At 64.0% G+C, this 14773-nt stretch carries 16 protein-coding genes; 3 read left to right on the forward strand and 13 right to left on the reverse strand.

Features of this window, described 5'->3' with window-relative positions; all coding sequences use genetic code 11:
- Positions 1 to 25 precede the first annotated feature (25 nt).
- The 5 genes from EN738_RS00990 to rplS all read right to left on the reverse strand — a co-directional run bounded on the left by EN738_RS00990 (position 26) and on the right by rplS (position 3695).
- Positions 26 to 835, reverse strand: coding sequence for an amino acid ABC transporter permease (locus tag EN738_RS00990; RefSeq protein ID WP_127282078.1), 810 nt, complete (start codon positions 833 to 835; stop codon positions 26 to 28).
- Between the two features lie 261 nt (positions 836 to 1096).
- A complete protein-coding gene (locus EN738_RS00995; protein ID WP_127282079.1) occupies positions 1097 to 1894 on the reverse strand; it encodes a transporter substrate-binding domain-containing protein in 798 nt (265 codons plus the stop codon).
- A 169-nt stretch (positions 1895 to 2063) separates the two neighbouring features.
- Complete coding sequence (locus tag EN738_RS01000; RefSeq protein ID WP_127282080.1) at positions 2064 to 2555, reverse strand: MarR family transcriptional regulator; 492 nt, start codon at positions 2553 to 2555, stop codon at positions 2064 to 2066.
- Positions 2552 to 2986 (reverse strand): organic hydroperoxide resistance protein, encoded by a 435-nt coding sequence (locus tag EN738_RS01005; protein ID WP_127282081.1) that lies wholly within the window; start codon positions 2984 to 2986, stop codon positions 2552 to 2554. Before EN738_RS01005 ends, EN738_RS01000 begins: the two co-directional genes overlap by 4 nt.
- A gap of 172 nt (positions 2987 to 3158) precedes the next feature.
- Entirely contained in the window at positions 3159 to 3695 is a 537-nt protein-coding gene (gene rplS, locus EN738_RS01010; RefSeq protein WP_127282082.1) for a 50S ribosomal protein L19, read from the reverse strand.
- 313 nt (positions 3696 to 4008) lie between these two features.
- Between rplS and EN738_RS01015 the strand changes: the two genes are divergently transcribed.
- Positions 4009 to 4761 (forward strand): sulfite exporter TauE/SafE family protein, encoded by a 753-nt coding sequence (locus EN738_RS01015; RefSeq protein ID WP_127282083.1) that lies wholly within the window; start codon positions 4009 to 4011, stop codon positions 4759 to 4761.
- 100 nt (positions 4762 to 4861) lie between these two features.
- Here the strand turns inward: EN738_RS01015 and trmD are convergent, their stop codons facing one another.
- Positions 4862 to 5557 (reverse strand): tRNA (guanosine(37)-N1)-methyltransferase TrmD, encoded by a 696-nt coding sequence (gene trmD / locus EN738_RS01020; protein ID WP_127282084.1) that lies wholly within the window; start codon positions 5555 to 5557, stop codon positions 4862 to 4864.
- On the reverse strand, positions 5554 to 6156 hold the full coding sequence (rimM, locus tag EN738_RS01025; RefSeq protein WP_127282085.1) for a ribosome maturation factor RimM: 603 nt from the start codon (positions 6154 to 6156) through the stop codon (positions 5554 to 5556). The genes trmD and rimM overlap by 4 nt, the downstream gene beginning before the upstream one ends.
- Positions 6157 to 6254: 98 nt before the next feature.
- Between rimM and EN738_RS01030 the strand changes: the two genes are divergently transcribed.
- Together EN738_RS01030 and EN738_RS01035 are read left to right on the forward strand one after the other, a co-directional pair.
- Positions 6255 to 7193, forward strand: a complete 939-nt coding sequence (locus EN738_RS01030; protein WP_127282108.1) for a tyrosine recombinase XerC — start codon at positions 6255 to 6257, stop codon at positions 7191 to 7193.
- A 62-nt stretch (positions 7194 to 7255) separates the two neighbouring features.
- A complete protein-coding gene (locus EN738_RS01035; RefSeq protein WP_127282086.1) occupies positions 7256 to 8320 on the forward strand; it encodes a TraB/GumN family protein in 1065 nt (354 codons plus the stop codon).
- Between the two features lie 778 nt (positions 8321 to 9098).
- On the opposite strand, the gene lpdA is transcribed toward EN738_RS01035, so the two are convergent.
- The 6 genes from lpdA to odhB form a co-directional block, all read right to left on the reverse strand.
- Complete coding sequence (gene lpdA, locus EN738_RS01045) at positions 9099 to 10505, reverse strand: dihydrolipoyl dehydrogenase (RefSeq protein WP_127282087.1); 1407 nt, start codon at positions 10503 to 10505, stop codon at positions 9099 to 9101.
- Positions 10506 to 10528: 23 nt separating this feature from the next.
- Entirely contained in the window at positions 10529 to 11284 is a 756-nt protein-coding gene (locus EN738_RS01050) for an SDR family oxidoreductase (protein WP_127282088.1), read from the reverse strand.
- Positions 11281 to 11733, reverse strand: a complete 453-nt coding sequence (locus tag EN738_RS01055; RefSeq protein ID WP_245494285.1) for a hypothetical protein — start codon at positions 11731 to 11733, stop codon at positions 11281 to 11283. The genes EN738_RS01050 and EN738_RS01055 overlap by 4 nt, the downstream gene beginning before the upstream one ends.
- A 160-nt stretch (positions 11734 to 11893) precedes the next feature.
- The gene (locus EN738_RS01060; RefSeq protein WP_127282090.1) at positions 11894 to 12529 is read right to left on the reverse strand and encodes a hypothetical protein; all 636 of its coding nucleotides are present in this window, start codon (positions 12527 to 12529) and stop codon (positions 11894 to 11896) included.
- Positions 12530 to 12797: 268 nt separating this feature from the next.
- Positions 12798 to 13478 carry a hypothetical protein gene (locus EN738_RS01065; protein WP_127282091.1) on the reverse strand — a complete coding sequence of 227 codons (681 nt, stop codon included), beginning with the start codon at positions 13476 to 13478 and terminating at the stop codon, positions 12798 to 12800.
- A gap of 9 nt (positions 13479 to 13487) precedes the next feature.
- Positions 13488 to 14768: a 2-oxoglutarate dehydrogenase complex dihydrolipoyllysine-residue succinyltransferase gene (gene odhB / locus EN738_RS01070; RefSeq protein WP_127282092.1), complete on the reverse strand. Its 1281-nt coding sequence runs from the start codon at positions 14766 to 14768 to the stop codon at positions 13488 to 13490.
- Between the last annotated feature and the right edge of the window lie 5 nt (positions 14769 to 14773).

A 14773-nucleotide genomic window follows, 5' to 3' on the forward strand; every position in this document is an offset into this window, starting at 1 on the left:
TCGTAGCGCGGTCTTTGACGGACTTCTATTCCTGGTGCTGGCGGCGCAGCCGCTGCTCCAGCGCCCTGAGCGCCAGCGACAGGCCGACGGTGAGGATCAGATAGATATAGGCGACGATCGAATAGGTCTCGAAGAAGCGGAACGAACCGGCGGCATAGACCTTGCCCATCTGGGTGATGTCAGCGACGCCGAGCACCGAGACCAGCGAGGAATCCTTGACCATGGCGACGAAGTCGTTGCCGAGCGGCGGCAGGATGGTGCGGATCGCCTGCGGGAAGACGATCAGCCGGAAGCGCTGCGCGCGCGTCAGTCCGAGCGCCTTGGCCGCCTCGATCTGGCCCTTCTCGACCGACTGGATGCCGGCGCGGAACACTTCCGAGATGAAGGCGGAATAGCCGATGGTCAGCGCCATGATGGCGCGCCACAAAAGCGAGACGTCGCGCACCAGCAATTCGCCGAGATAGCCGGCGCTTTGCAGCGGCGCGGTCAGGGCGTTCCACGCCGCCACGACGGCCGGCGCGCCGGCGAACGCGATCCAGAACAAGAGCACCAGGATCGGCACGCCGCGGATGATCTCGACATAAAAGCGGGCGATCTGGCGAAGCACCCGCGAGCTCGACAGCCCCATCAGGGCGATGCCCAGCCCGATCGCCGAGGCCAGCGCGAAGGCGACCACGGTGACGAAGACGGTGATGCCGATGCCCTTGGCGACGGTGGCGAAGACCTGGGCGTAGAGGTCGCTCGACGCAATGAACAGCGCCGCCGCCAGCGCCAGCGCCAGGGCGGCGGCCAGCCACCAGGGGAATTCGGCTTTGGCGGAGGAGGTTGCGGGCATCAGGCGGCGGCGCCTGAGAGGTAGTCCCGAGAGGACTGCGCCAAGGCACCCCTCTCTGGCCTGCCGGCCATCTCCCCCTCAAGGGGGGAGATCGAACTTCGCGTTGGCTTTCGCCAATCACCAACGTTGAATGAAGAGCACCGTCGGCGGAGCTGCCAATCTCCCCCCTTGAGGGGGAGATGCCCGGCAGGGCAGAGAGGGGGGCCTGGGCGCAATGTCAGCGCAATTTCCTGCAAACCCACTGCGCGCACCAAGACGAGCTCACTGCCCCATCTTGTAATCAAGGAACCACTTCTTGTTCAGCGCATCGAGCGTGCCGTCGGCCTTGAGCGAGGCGATCGCGGCGTTGACCGGCTTCACCAAGTCCGATCCCTTGGGGAAGATGAAGCCGAAATCCTCGGTGCCGAGCGGCCCGCCGATCAGCTTCAGCTTGCCTTCCGAAGCGTCGACATAGCCCTTGCCGGCGGTGCCGTCGGTCAGCACCACGTCGACGTCGCCCGACTTCAGCGCCTGCACCGTGGCGCCGAACGTCTCGAACAGTTTTATGCGCGGGTTCTGCTCGTTGCCGTCGAGCACGCTGTAGACGGCGGTGTAGAAGGGCGTGGTGCCGGCCTGCGCGCCGATCAGCCCGTCCTTGAAGGCGCCGAAGGTCTTGGCGTCTGTGAAGCGGCTTTCATCGCCGCGCACCAGCATGAACTGCTCCGAACGCATATAAGGGTCGGAGAAGTCGACCTTCTCCTTGCGGTCGTCCTTGATGGTGATGCCGGTCATGCCGATGTTGTACTGGTTGTCGGAAACCGCCTGGATCATCGCGTCCCAGGAGGTGTTTTGGTACTCGACCTTGAAGTTCAGCCGCTTGGCGATCTCGTCCATCGCGTCATATTCCCAGCCGATCTGCTTGCCGGTCTTGGAATCGATGAACTGCAGCGGCGGATAGGCGTTCTCCGTCACCACCACCACTTTCTTGCCGCCGAGGTCGGGCAGCGTCTCGGCCAACGCGGCGACAGGCGCGAGAAGGCAGGCCAGCACGGCTGCCAGCAGCAGTTTCGATTTTGTCATGACACGCTCCAGAACTTGAAACGCCCCGCGAAGGTGCGGGGCTTGCAGGAAAATCCGGCGCCGACTTTAGCTTTCCGCAAGCGCCTTGCAAGTCGATCCGCAACGCCACGTGGCTGAAGCTTATCCCATGCTCACGACGAAGCGGATTTGCAGCGTCTTCGGCGGGTGTCTATTCCGTTGCCTCGCGCAAGCCGGCGACGAGACGGGTGAGCGTTCCATGCAGGGCCTTGAGCTCGGCGCGCTCCATCGGCATGGCGCAGTCGAGGCCCGCCTGCACATCCTTCACGCGGGCGCGCAGCGCCTGCCCCTTGGCCGTCGGCTCGACCAGCACCCTGCGCTCGTCGGCGCTGTCGCGCCTGCGCGTAACGAGACCACCCGCTTCCATCCGCTTGATCAACGGCGTCAGCGTCGCCGAATCCAGGCCCAGCGCTTCGCCAAGCGCGCCGACCGTGCTCGGCGCGCGCTCCCACAGCACCAGCATGGCCAGATATTGCGGATAGGTGAGGCCCAGCGGATCGAGCAGCGGCCGGTAGAGCCTGGTCATCAGCCCGCTCGCCGAATAGAGCGCGAAGCAGAGCTGCTGGTCCAGCCGCGGAACGGCAATCGCCCCGGCGCTATCCGCCGGGACGTCGCTGACGGTCTCTGTGGTTCTTGTTGTCATGCTGCCTTTGCCGGAAGCGCCACGGTCGAAAGCGCAACATCTATGTTGCCCCTGATGGCGTTGGAATAGGGGCAAATCTGGTGCGCCGCCGATACAAGCGCTTCCGCCGCCGTGTGATCAAGGCCTTTCGTTTCCGCCGCCAGCGACACACCGAGCCGGAACCCGCCCTGGCCGTTGGGATGGAGGCTGACGGTGGCGGTCACCGCGGCGTCTTCGAGCGGCAGCTTCTCCTTGCGCGCGACGAAGCGGATCGCGCTTTCGAAGCAGGCCGCGTAGCCGGCGGCGAAAAGCTGCTCCGGATTGGTGGCGCCGCCCTGCCCGCCCAGTTCCTTCGGCATTGCCAGATCGACCTTGAGCAGCCCGTCGCTGGTCTCGGCGTGGCCGGCGCGGCCGCCGCTGACGCGGGCCTGGGTGGTGTAGAGTGCTGACATAGGTGGTCTCCTGTTATCTTGTGCACGATTACTTAGTGTACAAGATAAATGAATGTCAACCCCGACGCCGTCATCCACGGGCGGAGCCTCGGCCAAACCCAAACGCTTTCGACTCCACCAAACGAAAAAAGGCGGCCGAAGCCGCCTTTTCCAAAACGAATTGTCGAGAAGCCTATTCGGCGGCGGCTTCCGCGGCCTTGGCAGCCTCGGCGGCGGCCTTCTTCTCGGCGGCGTCCTGGGCGGCCTTCTCGACCGCAAGCGCCTCGGCGGCGGCGACCTTCTCGGCCTCGATGCGCGCCTTCTCGGCGTTCAGCGCATCACGCTCCTCGTCGTTGAGCTTGCGGGCGCGCACGCCGGTGTTCTCCGAAATGCGGGCCGACTTGCCGCGACGGTCGCGCAGGTAATAGAGCTTGGCGCGGCGCACCTTGCCGCGGCGCACGATCTCGACGCCCTCGACCATCGGCGAGTAGACCGGGAACACGCGCTCCACGCCTTCGCCGTAGGAAATCTTGCGGACGGTGAAATTCTCCTGGAAGCCCGAGCCGGAACGGGCAATGACGACGCCCTCATAGGCCTGGACGCGGGTGCGGCTGCCTTCGGTCACGCGGACCTGGACGCGCACGGTGTCGCCGGGCTGGAATTCGGGAAGCTTGCGCTTGGCTTCGATCTTGGCGGCCTGTTCGGCCTCGAGCTGGCGGATGAGATCCATCTCAAATATCCACTTCTTGTTCTTCCGACAGTCAGAGCGTCCTCGACTCGCCTTGCAGTTCCAATGACCGCTCGGCTATGCCCTTTGTCCAACATAGGTCATCGGGCAGGGACGGCTACACCGTCATTGTTGACGGGTTCCGAAAGATTGTTCTTCCGGTTCGGGCGGGCACATACAGCTATTTTGACGCTTTGTCACGCCTTGGCCCTGTCTTTTTTGGCCGCATGCCATCACGCAATTGCCAGCCGCGGGGTTGCGCGCGCCCGTCAAGCTTCCTAATCCGGGCTGGACAACCTACTCCGGCGACGTGCTGATGTCTCCATTCGACGCGATCCTGCTCTTTCTGGCGGGTTTTGTCTCCGGCGCCGCCAATGCGGTGGCCGGTGGCGGAACCTTCATCACCTTCGGCGCCATGACGCTGGTCGGCGTGCCGCCGATCGTTGCCAACGCCACCTCCTCGGTGACGCAGTTTCCGGGCTACATCACTTCGACGCTCGCCTACGCTTCCGACATCAGGCATTTCTGGCGCCAGGCATTGCTGCTCTGCCTGATCTCGGCCCTCGGCGCGCTGGCCGGCGCGCTCATCCTGCTGGCGCTCGACAATCCCTCTTTTCGAGCGCTGGTGCCCTGGCTGCTTCTGGCGGCGACCGCCCTTTTCGCCGCCGGCCCCTGGCTGAAGCCGGCGCCGAAGCCCGGACACCAGCCGGCCGTCGGCTCGTTCGCCGGTTCGCTCGTCCAGTTCCTGACCTCGATCTATGGCGGCTTCTTCGGCGCCGGCATGGGCGTCATGATGCTGGCCACGCTCGGCCTCACCCAGGCCGGCGACTACCACCGGCTGAACGCGATGAAGAACATGCTGGCGGTGGTCATCGCCGCCATCGCGATCCTGGTCTTCGTCTCCGGCGGCGTCGTCGCCTGGCCGCAGGCGATCGTCATGATCCCCGGCGGCGCCCTCGGCGGCTATGCCGGCGTCTGGATCGCCAAGCGCGTGCCGCAGAACGTCGTGCGCGGCTTCGTCGTTGCCGTCGGCCTGTTCCTGGCCTTCTACTATTTCGCCAAGGGCTGAGAACCATGATCCCGTACCGCAGGACCGCGTAAGCGAAAAGCGGGACCCGGTTTTCGGAAAAGATCATGGTCAGATAAAGAGAAGGACGATCCGCCCCGAGCTATCGGGGCGGATCGTCCGCCAGCAAATCCGGCCGCCGCTCCCTGGTGAGCTTCTCGGCCTCGGCCCGCCGCCATTCGGCGATCTTCCTGTGGTTGCCCGAGATCAGCACATCCGGGATCGGCCGGCCCTCGAACTCCTGCGGCCGCGTATAGTGCGGATGCTCGAGCAGACCATTCTCGAAGCTTTCCTCCTCGCCCGAGACGGCATTGCCCATGACGCCTGGCAACAGCCGCACCACCGCGTCGAGCAGGACCAGGGCCGCCGGCTCACCTCCCGACAGGATGAAGTCGCCGACGGAAACCTCCTCTAATCCCCGCGCGTCGATCAGCCGCTGGTCGACGCCTTCGAAGCGGCCGCACAGGATGACCGCGCCCGGTCCGGCGGCAAGTTCGCGCACCCGGGCCTGCGTCAGCGGCTTGCCGCGCGGGCTCATCAGCAGCCTTGGCCGCGCATCGCCGGGAGGCGAAGCATGGTCGATGGCTTTTGCCAGCACGTCGGCGCGCATCACCATGCCGGCGCCGCCGCCGGCCGGCGTGTCGTCGACGGTGCGATGCCTGTCGGTGGCGAAATCGCGGATCTGGATCGCCTCAAGCGACCATGTGCCGACTTCCAGCGCCCGGCCGGCCAGCGACAGGCCGAGGGGGCCGGGAAACATCTCTGGATAGAGCGTCAGCACCGAGGCGGCAAAACTCACCGGTTGCCCCCAGCATCCTTCGGCCCGCGCGGCCGGCCCTTCGGATCGAAGCCGTCGCGGCCGGGCGCGGCCTCGCCGTCCTCGTCCTCGACCAGGCCGGCGGCCAGCGGATCGACGCGGACGAACCCTTCGACGACCGAAACCTGCGGAACGGCGGCCTGCGTGAACGGGATCAGCACGCCCTTGCGGCCGGCGAGCGTGACGTCGAGGATGTCGCCGCCCCCGAAATTATGCACGGCGACCACCTTGCCGATGGCAGCACCTGTCTCGTCCCGGACCTCCAGCCCGATCAGGTCGGCGTGGTAGAACTCGTCTTCCTCACCGTCGTCGGGCAGCACCGAGCGGTCGACGAACAGCTCGGTGCCGGAAAGCGCCTCGGCGGCGTTGCGGTCGCTGACACCCTTGAAGCGCACCACCACGACGGTATTGGCGGGCCGGATGTCGATGATCTGGAAGGCGCGGCCATCCTTGGCGTAGAGCGGCCCGTAGTCGGCCAGCGCCAGCGGATCACCGGTGAAGGTCTTCACCCGCAGCTCGCCCTTGATGCCATGCGCGGCGCCGATCACGGCCAACTGGACGGGGTTCTGGGGCTTGGTCATGGCGCGACATCCTTTGCCCTGCTCTAACCCTCCCCAGCCGTCATTTCAATGACGCGCTCTTCACCGCTTCCTAACCTGGCTGGCCGAAAATGCAGCGCATGCAGGAATTCCTCATCCCGGCAAAGCCCGACCTCCAGGCGGCGCGCGAGAACTGGCTGAAGATGCTGGCGCGCGAGCGCCGGCTGTCGCCGGAAACGGTGGAAGCCTATGAGCGCGACACCCGCCAGTTCCTGCATTTCCTGACCGGCCATTGCGGTGGTCCGCCCGGCATCTCCGACATCGCCGAGCTGCGCCCGGCCGATTTGCGCGGCTTCCTCGCCGCCCGCCGCAACGCCGGCGCCGGCGCCCGCACGCTCGGGCGCGGGCTGGCGGGCATCCGCTCGCTGCTGCGCTTCCTCGAACGGCGCGGCCTCGCCAATGCCGCGGGTGCGGCGGCGCTGCGCGCGCCACGCCAGCCGAAGTCGCTGCCCAAGCCGCTGACGGCGAGCGATGCAAAAGAGGTCGTTTCCGTGCAGGGCCAGCTCGCGGAAGAACCCTGGATCGCCGCCCGCAACGCCGCCGTGCTGACGCTGCTCTACGGCTCGGGCCTGCGCATTTCCGAGGCGCTCGGCCTCGCCGGCGCCGAGCTGTCGTCGGAAACGGACACCGTGCTGCGCGTCACCGGCAAGGGCGGCAAGACCAGGCTGGTGCCGGTGCTGCCGGTGGCCTTGCGCGCGGTCGCCGAATACCGCCGGCTCTGCCCCTTCCATATCGATCCGAAGGGCCTGCTGTTTCGCGGCGCGCGCGGCGGTCCGCTCAATCCGGCGATCGTCCAGCGCGACATGGCGAGGCTGCGCTCGGCGCTCAACCTGCCCGACACCGCGACTCCGCACGCCTTGCGCCACTCCTTCGCCACGCATCTGCTCGGCCGCGGCGGCGACCTGCGCACCATCCAGGAACTGCTCGGCCACGCCAGCCTGTCGACCACACAGGTCTATACCGGCGTCGACACCGCAAGGCTGCTCGAGATTTACGAATCCGCTCACCCAAGGGCGTGAACCCTTCAAATTGGCTGCGCCGATTAACCGTTTTGCCGCTTTTTGATCGTAAGAAGCGACTTATGAAACGCGTCATCGCCATCGCTGACCGCGCGGCCCTCGTGTCGCTGAAGCTACTTGTCGCGCTCAACGTCCTGTTTTTCCTGTCTTTCCTGATCGTCGCGCTGCTTGCCGGTCGGGCGCATGCCGAGACCCCGGCCTGCGGCGGCACCGACATGCTGAGCGCGCTGCGCAAGGACAATCCGGCCGTCTACAGCAAGATAGAAGCCGAAGCAGCGGCCACGCCCAACGGCAAGGGCCTGCTGTGGAAACTGGAAAAGCCCGGCGAAAAGCCCTCCTTCCTGTTCGGCACCATGCACATGACCGATCCGCGCGTCACCACGCTGCCGCCGGCTGCGCAGAAGGCTTTCGACGCCGCCGATACGGTCGTCATCGAGACCACGGAAGTGCTCGACCAGCAGAAGATGATGGCCGCCCTGCTCAAGGAGCCGGACCTGATGATGTTCACCGACAGCACCACGCTGTCCTCGCTTTTGTCGCCCGACGACGCTGCCGCCATGAACAAGGCGCTCGACGCGCGCGGCATACCGCCGGCCACCGTCGCCAAGATGAAGCCCTGGCTGCTGTCGGCCATGGTTGCGCTGCCGGCCTGCGAGCTGGCGCGCAAGGCCGGCGGCGCGCCGGTGCTTGACGTCAAGCTCGCCGAGGACGCCAAGGCTTCAGGCAAATCCGTCGAGGGGCTGGAGACTGTCGCCGATCAGCTTCATGCCATGGCCTCGCTGCCGCTGGCCTTCCATATGAAGGGTCTGGTCGACACGCTCAAGCTCGGCGACAAGGTGAACGACGTCAACGAAACCATGATCGTTCTCTACCAGAGCGGCGAGACCGGCATGTTCTGGCCGCTGTTTCGCGTCGTCCTGCCCGGCGACGAGGATGATCCGGCCGGCTATGCCGCGTTCGAGGAGACCATGATCACCAGCCGCAACAAGGTGATGGCCGATCATGCCGGACCGCTCCTGGCCCGGGGCAATGCCTTCATGGCGGTCGGCGCCATGCATCTTCCGGGCCCGCAGGGCCTGGTCGAGGATTTGCGCAAGGCCGGCTACACGGTGACCGCCGTCGACTGATCCGCACGGCCGGGTTGCGCCTCGATAGGGCGGGAGCGCCGGCGCCGGGCTGATTCGTGACTTGGCGGCGCAAACCTCCCCCGGTTTCGTGCCGGATGGTCTCGAAAGACCGGGTTCGGCTCGATCCCGACCCATTTTGTGGTGGAAATGCATGCCGGCAGGGGATTCCAGGTCAGAATTGCCCTGCTTTCAGCATTTTCCGGGCCTAGTATGAAACCCGTTCAACGGTCGCGCGTTGACGGGTGTTATTTGATACTTTTCATCCACGGAGGACACTTTTATGGCGAACCCTAACGACACTCCCAGATCGGGCGGCGGCGGCAGTGGCTGGCTGATTGCCCTGGTGGTCATTATCCTGGCCATTGTTGCCTACTATGTTTTCGGAAGAAGCGGCGAAGCTCCGGCGCCCGCCGAGCCGCCGGCCGCGAGCACACCGGCGCCCGCTCCGGAGCCGATGAAGCCTGCCGAACCTGCCCCGGCACCTGCGCCAGCGCCCGCTCCGGCACCAGAGCCGGCTCCCGCGCCAGCACCGGCCCCGGCGCCCGCTCCGGCACCTGCGCCGTCTCCGTAATCGGGCTTACCTCAACGACGAACGGCCCGCCGAAAGGCGGGCCGTTTTGTTTGGTGGCAGGCGGGAGAAAGGCCCTTAGAAACTCGCTCCGGTGAGTCAGCTGGAGTGGTTTTCGAGAACCGGAGCGGAGCGTACTAAAGTATGTGAGCACCGGAAGCGCAGAGAACCGCTCCAGATGGCCGCCGGAGTAGAGTTTATACGAGCCTTTCAGATGTGGATCGGCTTGAAGAAGGTGGCCAGCGCCGCTTCCTTCACCGCCTCCGACATGGTCGGGTGCGCGTGGCAGGTGCGGGCGAGGTCTTCCGACGAGCCGCCGAATTCCATCAACACCGCCGCCTCGTGGATCATCTCGCCGGCGCCGAAGCCAACGATATGGACGCCAAGCACGCGGTCGCTTTGCTTGTCGGCCAGGATCTTGACGAAGCCATCGGTGTGCAGCATGGCGCGCGCCCGGCCATTGGCCGTGAACGGGAATTTTCCTACCTTGTAGTCGACGCCGGCCTTCTTCAATTCTTCCTCGGTCTTGCCGACCGAGGCGATTTCCGGGCTGGTGTAGACGACGCTCGGGATCACGTCGTAGTTCACATGGCCTGCCTGGCCGGCAATGATCTCGGCCACCGCCACGCCTTCGTCCTCCGCCTTGTGCGCCAGCATCGGGCCGGCGATGACGTCGCCGATGGCATAGATGCCGGGAACGTTGGTCCTGAGATGCCCGTCGGTCTTGACCCGGCCGCGCTCGTCCATCTCGACGCCCGCATCCTTCAGCCCGAGGCTGTCGGCATAAGGGCGGCGGCCGGTGGCGACCAGCACCACATCGGCGGCGATCGTTTCGGCGGCGCCCCCCTTCACCGGCTCGAAGGTGACGCTGGCGCCCTTCTTGGCCTTGGCGACCCCGGTGACCTTGGCGCCGAGCTTGAACTCGAAGCCTTGCTTGGAGAGCAGGCGCTGGAACTGCTTGGAAACCTCGCCGTCCATGCCGCCGAGGATGGTGTCGAGGAATTCGACCACGGTGACCTTGGCGCCGAGCCTGGCCCACACCGAGCCGAGCTCCAGCCCGATGACGCCGCCGCCGACCACCACCAGATGGCCCGGCACCTTGTCCAGCGACAGCGCGCCGGTCGAGGACACGATCACCTTCTCGTCGAAATCGACCTTGACGCCGGGAATGCCCGCGACATCCGAGCCGGTGGCAATCACGATGTTCCTGGTCTCGATCTCCTCGACCTTGCCGTCCTCGCCGGTGACCGACACCTTGCCGGCACCAACCACCTTGCCGGTGCCGCGGAAAGAGTCGATCTTGTTCTTCTTGAACAGGAAGGCGACGCCGTTGACGTTGGCCGAAACCGTCGCGTCCTTGTGCGCCAGCATCTTCTTCAGGTTGAGCTGCGGCGCGCCGATTTCGACGCCGAGCGTGTCGAAGGAATGGCCGGCCTCGGCGAACATCTCGGAGGCGTGGAGCAGCGCCTTCGACGGAATGCAGCCGATGTTGAGGCAGGTGCCGCCGAAGGTGGCGTTCTTCTCGACCACCGCCGTCTTCAGCCCGAGCTGCGCCGCCTTGATGGCGCAGACATAGCCGCCCGGTCCCGATCCGATGATTACGACGTCATAGGCCATGGTCTTGTCCTTTGCTCTGGCGCCTAGCGGCCGCCGCTCACATTCAGGATCGCGCCCGTTATATAGGAGGCCGCGTCCGACAGAAGATAGAGAACCGCGCTCGCGACTTCATCCGCGGTGCCCGGCCTTTTCATCGGCAGCATGTCCCGCATTCGCGCCACGCGGTCCGGCTGGCCGCCGGAGGCATGGATCTCGGTGTCGGTGATGCCGGGGCTGACGGCGTTGACGCGGATGCCTTCGAGCACCACCTCGCGTGCCAGGCCGATGGTCAGCGTGTCGATCGCGCCCTTGGAGGCGGCGTAGTCGACATATTCGCCGGGCGAACCCAGCCTCGCCGCGGCGGAAGAGATGTTGACGATGCCGCCGCCCTTGCCGCCATGCCGGGTCGACATGCGCTTGACCGCCTCGCGCGCGCAGAGGAAGGAGCCGACGACATTGACGCGCATCATGCGCTCGACCCGCGCGGCGCTCATCTCGTCGACGCGCGTCTTGGCGTCGACGATGCCGGCATTGTTGACGAAAGCATCGAGCCGGCCGAAACCCTTGTCCACCGCCTCGAACATCGCCAGCACATCGGCCTCGTTGCCGACATCGCCCTTGACGGCAATGGCCTCGCCGCCCGCGGCCTTGAGTTCGGCGACCAGCGCCTCGGCGACTGCCTGGTTGGAGACAAAATTGACAGCGACACGATAGCCGGCCTGGCTGGCCTGCCGGCAGATGGCGGCGCCGATGCCGCGGCTGCCGCCGGTGACCAGCAGCGTCTTCTTGTCCGCGCTCATTCCTGGCAGCCTTTCAGCAGGAAGACATCCCACGGCACCTTGGAAAAGCCGTCTGGGCCATAAGCGGCCGACATCTGCAGCGAGGCACCTAGATCCGGAAAGATCAGGCTTTTCGGCGCCTCCGTGCCTTCGGCCGGCAGCAGCGCGATGTTGCCCTTGTCGTCGGCGCTGTAGACGACGCCCTCCCACACCGTGCAGGCGGCGAGCTCATCGCCGGTGACGTCGCCGGTCGGGCATTTGTACATCAGCGAGCCGTGAGGCCGCGCCACGCCGTCGGTCCACATGACGATGCCGTCCAGTACGACATTGTTGTCGAGGATCATGCGGAAGGTGTTGGTGATCGTCGCCGACGTTCCGGTCGACGTGAAGTCGATCTCGGCGCCGCTCTTTTCCTCGCCGTAGACGGCAAGCTGGATCGGGCAGGCGGCGTTGGCATTGGCGACAGACATACTGACTGCCACCACAGTCGCTGCCGCGCTAACTAGCCCATAAGCAAATAGGGGGGCACGAATTGTCATTTATCTGGTCAGCTTAGCGCGCCGGAACAGGCATGCAATTGGCGATCCTTCGCACCTCTTGCAAACGGTATCGGACCGAAGCTCGGCTGGGTCACCATTCCTGATCTGCCCAGATCCGATTCTGCGGGCGGCCCAAATTAATATAGAGCTGAGCGAAATACGCAAAACCGAACAGAGATGCGAGCAAACCAACCGTCGACCACGACGACGTGGTTTCTGACGGGTTTCCGGCTTGGAGGACAATAGAATTTGGATCAAATCGAATAAGAAAATCGATTGTAAACGGCCAAAATGCCGAAATCGGAGTGGAGACGGCGAAAAAGGTCATAGCAATCTTCGCAGCCAACAATGGTGTCGGTCGATACAAGAGATACCAAACAGTAAACCCAATCCCAGATACGAAAATCAATATCAAGACAAAAACAAGATACTCAGCATGCATATGATTTATATATCGGACAGCTATTTCTCTAAACAGCACATGAATTACTATAGTCGCCACCAAGACAACCATCGACAAAAATCCAGCCAGCCGAGCCGCTCGACTCATCACTATATCTCTTAGATATTTCCGGCCATTCTCTTCCGAACGTCCAGTAGAAGCACATAGAAGAATGCGAACAGCATCGGCACAGAAGCCGCCGCCACGGCGCGAATCCCTGCCGATTGGACTACAACCGAAACCTGTATAAGGAAGGCCAGAAATACCACTACTGCCGCCCGCCAATTCAACCGCACCGCCGTCCTAACCCGAACTGCTTCGATCCCTGGCGCAGTAGACTCGAATATGCGGCCGCCCAAAAGATGATCGTGGGGAATGATTAATTTGGTACCTAGAGCATAGACTTCGCCATGGTACAAAGCGGCGACGTTGCGGAATTCGGCATCCGCGCCCACGTACCTGTAGCGCCGGTGCCGTGCAGTGAGTGACCCCTGTCGATGAATTCTTCGGACCGGCCGGTCAGAGTCCAAATCTTCCTGGATGACGGTCGCTGTCATGATCTTTGTCTTCTCACGTACGGTGTGGTGGGACGCCCAACTGACTTTGATAGTTCCTCTTGAATCACATTCGCCTTGTTAAGCGCAACCTCAATCTCCTTCTGAAAGCGCTGAAGTTCGTCCAGCCCTATGGGGAGTTCTAGGTACGTTTCGTTCTCAGACGGGGTTGAGTAGGTTAGATGAAGTTTGCTGAACAGTATAAACTCAGAAATGGTCTTCCTATCTTCATCCAAGACCGGTCGTATTTCGGATATGATCCGCAGATCATGAATATGTGCATGATTCCTATAGAAAAGCTCAGCCCTCTTGGAGACATATTTAACAATTGGAGACGAGGCGATCTCCGCAACAATTGACTTCTTGATTTCCCAATTTTTCAGAAAATCATCGCTTAGATCCCAATCACCAAAACTTTCTCCGATGGCGGTCAAGACCTGATCCATGTCCATAGAATTTCGAACATGAATTCCTTGCATAAAAAGTATAAGCCCAGATAAATCTTTTGGATTGTCCAGGCCGAATTCCGAATGGAGGTATTTTCTTAAGTCAGAAACAGTGGATATACTGTGATTTGGTTTCGAAAAATCTCTCTGAACCTTCTGCAATTGCTCGACGGACGTCGAAATTGCATTCTCTATCTGTGAAAGACGATCCTCATCGATAGGATAGGCAGCCATCCCCAACTCCTACAGGTCCAGCACCAGCCGCTCGGGATCCTCGAGGCTTTCCTTGACGCGCACCAGGAAGGTCACCGCTTCCTTGCCGTCGACGATGCGGTGGTCGTAGCTGAGCGCCAGGTACATCATCGGCCTGATCACGATCTGGCCGCCGACCACGACCGGCCGGTCCTGGATCTTGTGCATGCCGAGGATGCCCGACTGCGGCGCATTCAGGATCGGCGTCGACATCAGCGAGCCGTAGACGCCGCCATTGGAGATGGTGAAGGTGCCGCCCTGCATGTCGGCGACGGAGAGCTTGCCGTCGCGCGCGGCGAGACCCAGCCGGCCGATCTCCTTCTCGATCTCGGCAATGGACATCTGGTCGGCGTCGCGCACCACCGGCACCACCAGGCCCTTGTCGGTGCCGACGGCGACGCCGACATGGGCGAAGTTCTTGTAGATGATGTCGGTGCCGTCGATCTCGGCGTTGACCGCCGGGATCTCCCTCAGCGCATGCGTCACCGCCTTGGTGAAGAAGCCCATGAAGCCGAGCTTCACGCCGTGCTTCTTCTCGAACACGTCCTTGTACCTGGCCCTCAGCGCCATCACCGCGCTCATGTCGACCTCGTTGAAGGTGGTCAGCATGGCGGCGGTCGACTGCGCTTCCTTGAGCCGACGCGCGATGGTCTGGCGCAGCTTGGTCATACGAACGCGCTCCTCGCGCGGGGCGTCTTCGGCCGGCGACGGCGCGCGCACGGCGACCGGGGCCGGCGCCGATCTCGGCGTCTCGGCCGGCTGCGACGGCGCGCCCTTGGCGATGGCGTCAAGCACGTCGCCCTTCAGCACCTGGCCGCGCTTGCCGGTGCCGGTGATCTGGTCGACCGCGAGGTTGGCCTCGGCGATGAGCTTCGCAGCCGCCGGCGCCGGCGGCATGGTGCGCTGCTCGATCGCGCCGGCATCGCCGGCGATCTTGGCGGTCTCGGCCGCCGCCTGCTTGACGGTGGAGGCCGCGTCCGGGCTCGAGGCCTGCGAGACGGCTTGAGGCTTGGTCGCCGGAGCCGCGGCCTCGCCGCCGGCCGAGATCGAGCCGAGGAGCGCGCCGACGCCGACCGTCTCGCCTTCCTTGGCGGCGATCTCGCCGAGCGTTCCGGCGCTCGGCGACGGCACTTCCACCGTCACCTTGTCGGTCTCGAGCTCCACCAGCGGCTCGTCGGCGGCGATCGCATCGCCGACCTTCTTGAACCATTTGCCGATGATCGCTTCGGTGACGGATTCGCCGAGGGTGGGGACGCGGATTTCGGTAGCCATTGTGC

Origin of the sequence: Mesorhizobium sp. M4B.F.Ca.ET.017.02.2.1, assembly GCF_003998955.1 — a bacterium.
Classification (GTDB): Bacteria; Pseudomonadota; Alphaproteobacteria; order Rhizobiales; family Rhizobiaceae; genus Mesorhizobium; species Mesorhizobium abyssinicae.

Bases quoted from the DNA above. Each gene is read 5' to 3' on its own strand.
- EN738_RS01005 (WP_127282081.1), bottom strand. From the start codon at position 2,986: ATGTCAGCACTCTACACCACCCAGGCCCGCGTCAGCGGCGGCCGCGCC.
- rimM (WP_127282085.1), bottom strand. From the start codon at position 6,156: ATGACCAAGCCCCAGAACCCCGTCCAGTTGGCCGTGATCGGCGCCGCG.
- rplS (WP_127282082.1), bottom strand. From the start codon at position 3,695: ATGGATCTCATCCGCCAGCTCGAGGCCGAACAGGCCGCCAAGATCGAA.
- EN738_RS01065 (WP_127282091.1), bottom strand. From the start codon at position 13,478: ATGGCTGCCTATCCTATCGATGAGGATCGTCTTTCACAGATAGAGAAT.
- EN738_RS00995 (WP_127282079.1), bottom strand. From the start codon at position 1,894: ATGACAAAATCGAAACTGCTGCTGGCAGCCGTGCTGGCCTGCCTTCTC.
- odhB (WP_127282092.1), bottom strand. From the start codon at position 14,768: ATGGCTACCGAAATCCGCGTCCCCACCCTCGGCGAATCCGTCACCGAA.
- EN738_RS01035 (WP_127282086.1), top strand. From the start codon at position 7,256: ATGAAACGCGTCATCGCCATCGCTGACCGCGCGGCCCTCGTGTCGCTG.
- EN738_RS01030 (WP_127282108.1), top strand. From the start codon at position 6,255: ATGCAGGAATTCCTCATCCCGGCAAAGCCCGACCTCCAGGCGGCGCGC.
- EN738_RS01015 (WP_127282083.1), top strand. From the start codon at position 4,009: ATGTCTCCATTCGACGCGATCCTGCTCTTTCTGGCGGGTTTTGTCTCC.
- EN738_RS01000 (WP_127282080.1), bottom strand. From the start codon at position 2,555: ATGACAACAAGAACCACAGAGACCGTCAGCGACGTCCCGGCGGATAGC.
- EN738_RS00990 (WP_127282078.1), bottom strand. From the start codon at position 835: ATGCCCGCAACCTCCTCCGCCAAAGCCGAATTCCCCTGGTGGCTGGCC.
- EN738_RS01050 (WP_127282088.1), bottom strand. From the start codon at position 11,284: ATGAGCGCGGACAAGAAGACGCTGCTGGTCACCGGCGGCAGCCGCGGC.
- lpdA (WP_127282087.1), bottom strand. From the start codon at position 10,505: ATGGCCTATGACGTCGTAATCATCGGATCGGGACCGGGCGGCTATGTC.
- EN738_RS01055 (WP_245494285.1), bottom strand. From the start codon at position 11,733: ATGTCTGTCGCCAATGCCAACGCCGCCTGCCCGATCCAGCTTGCCGTC.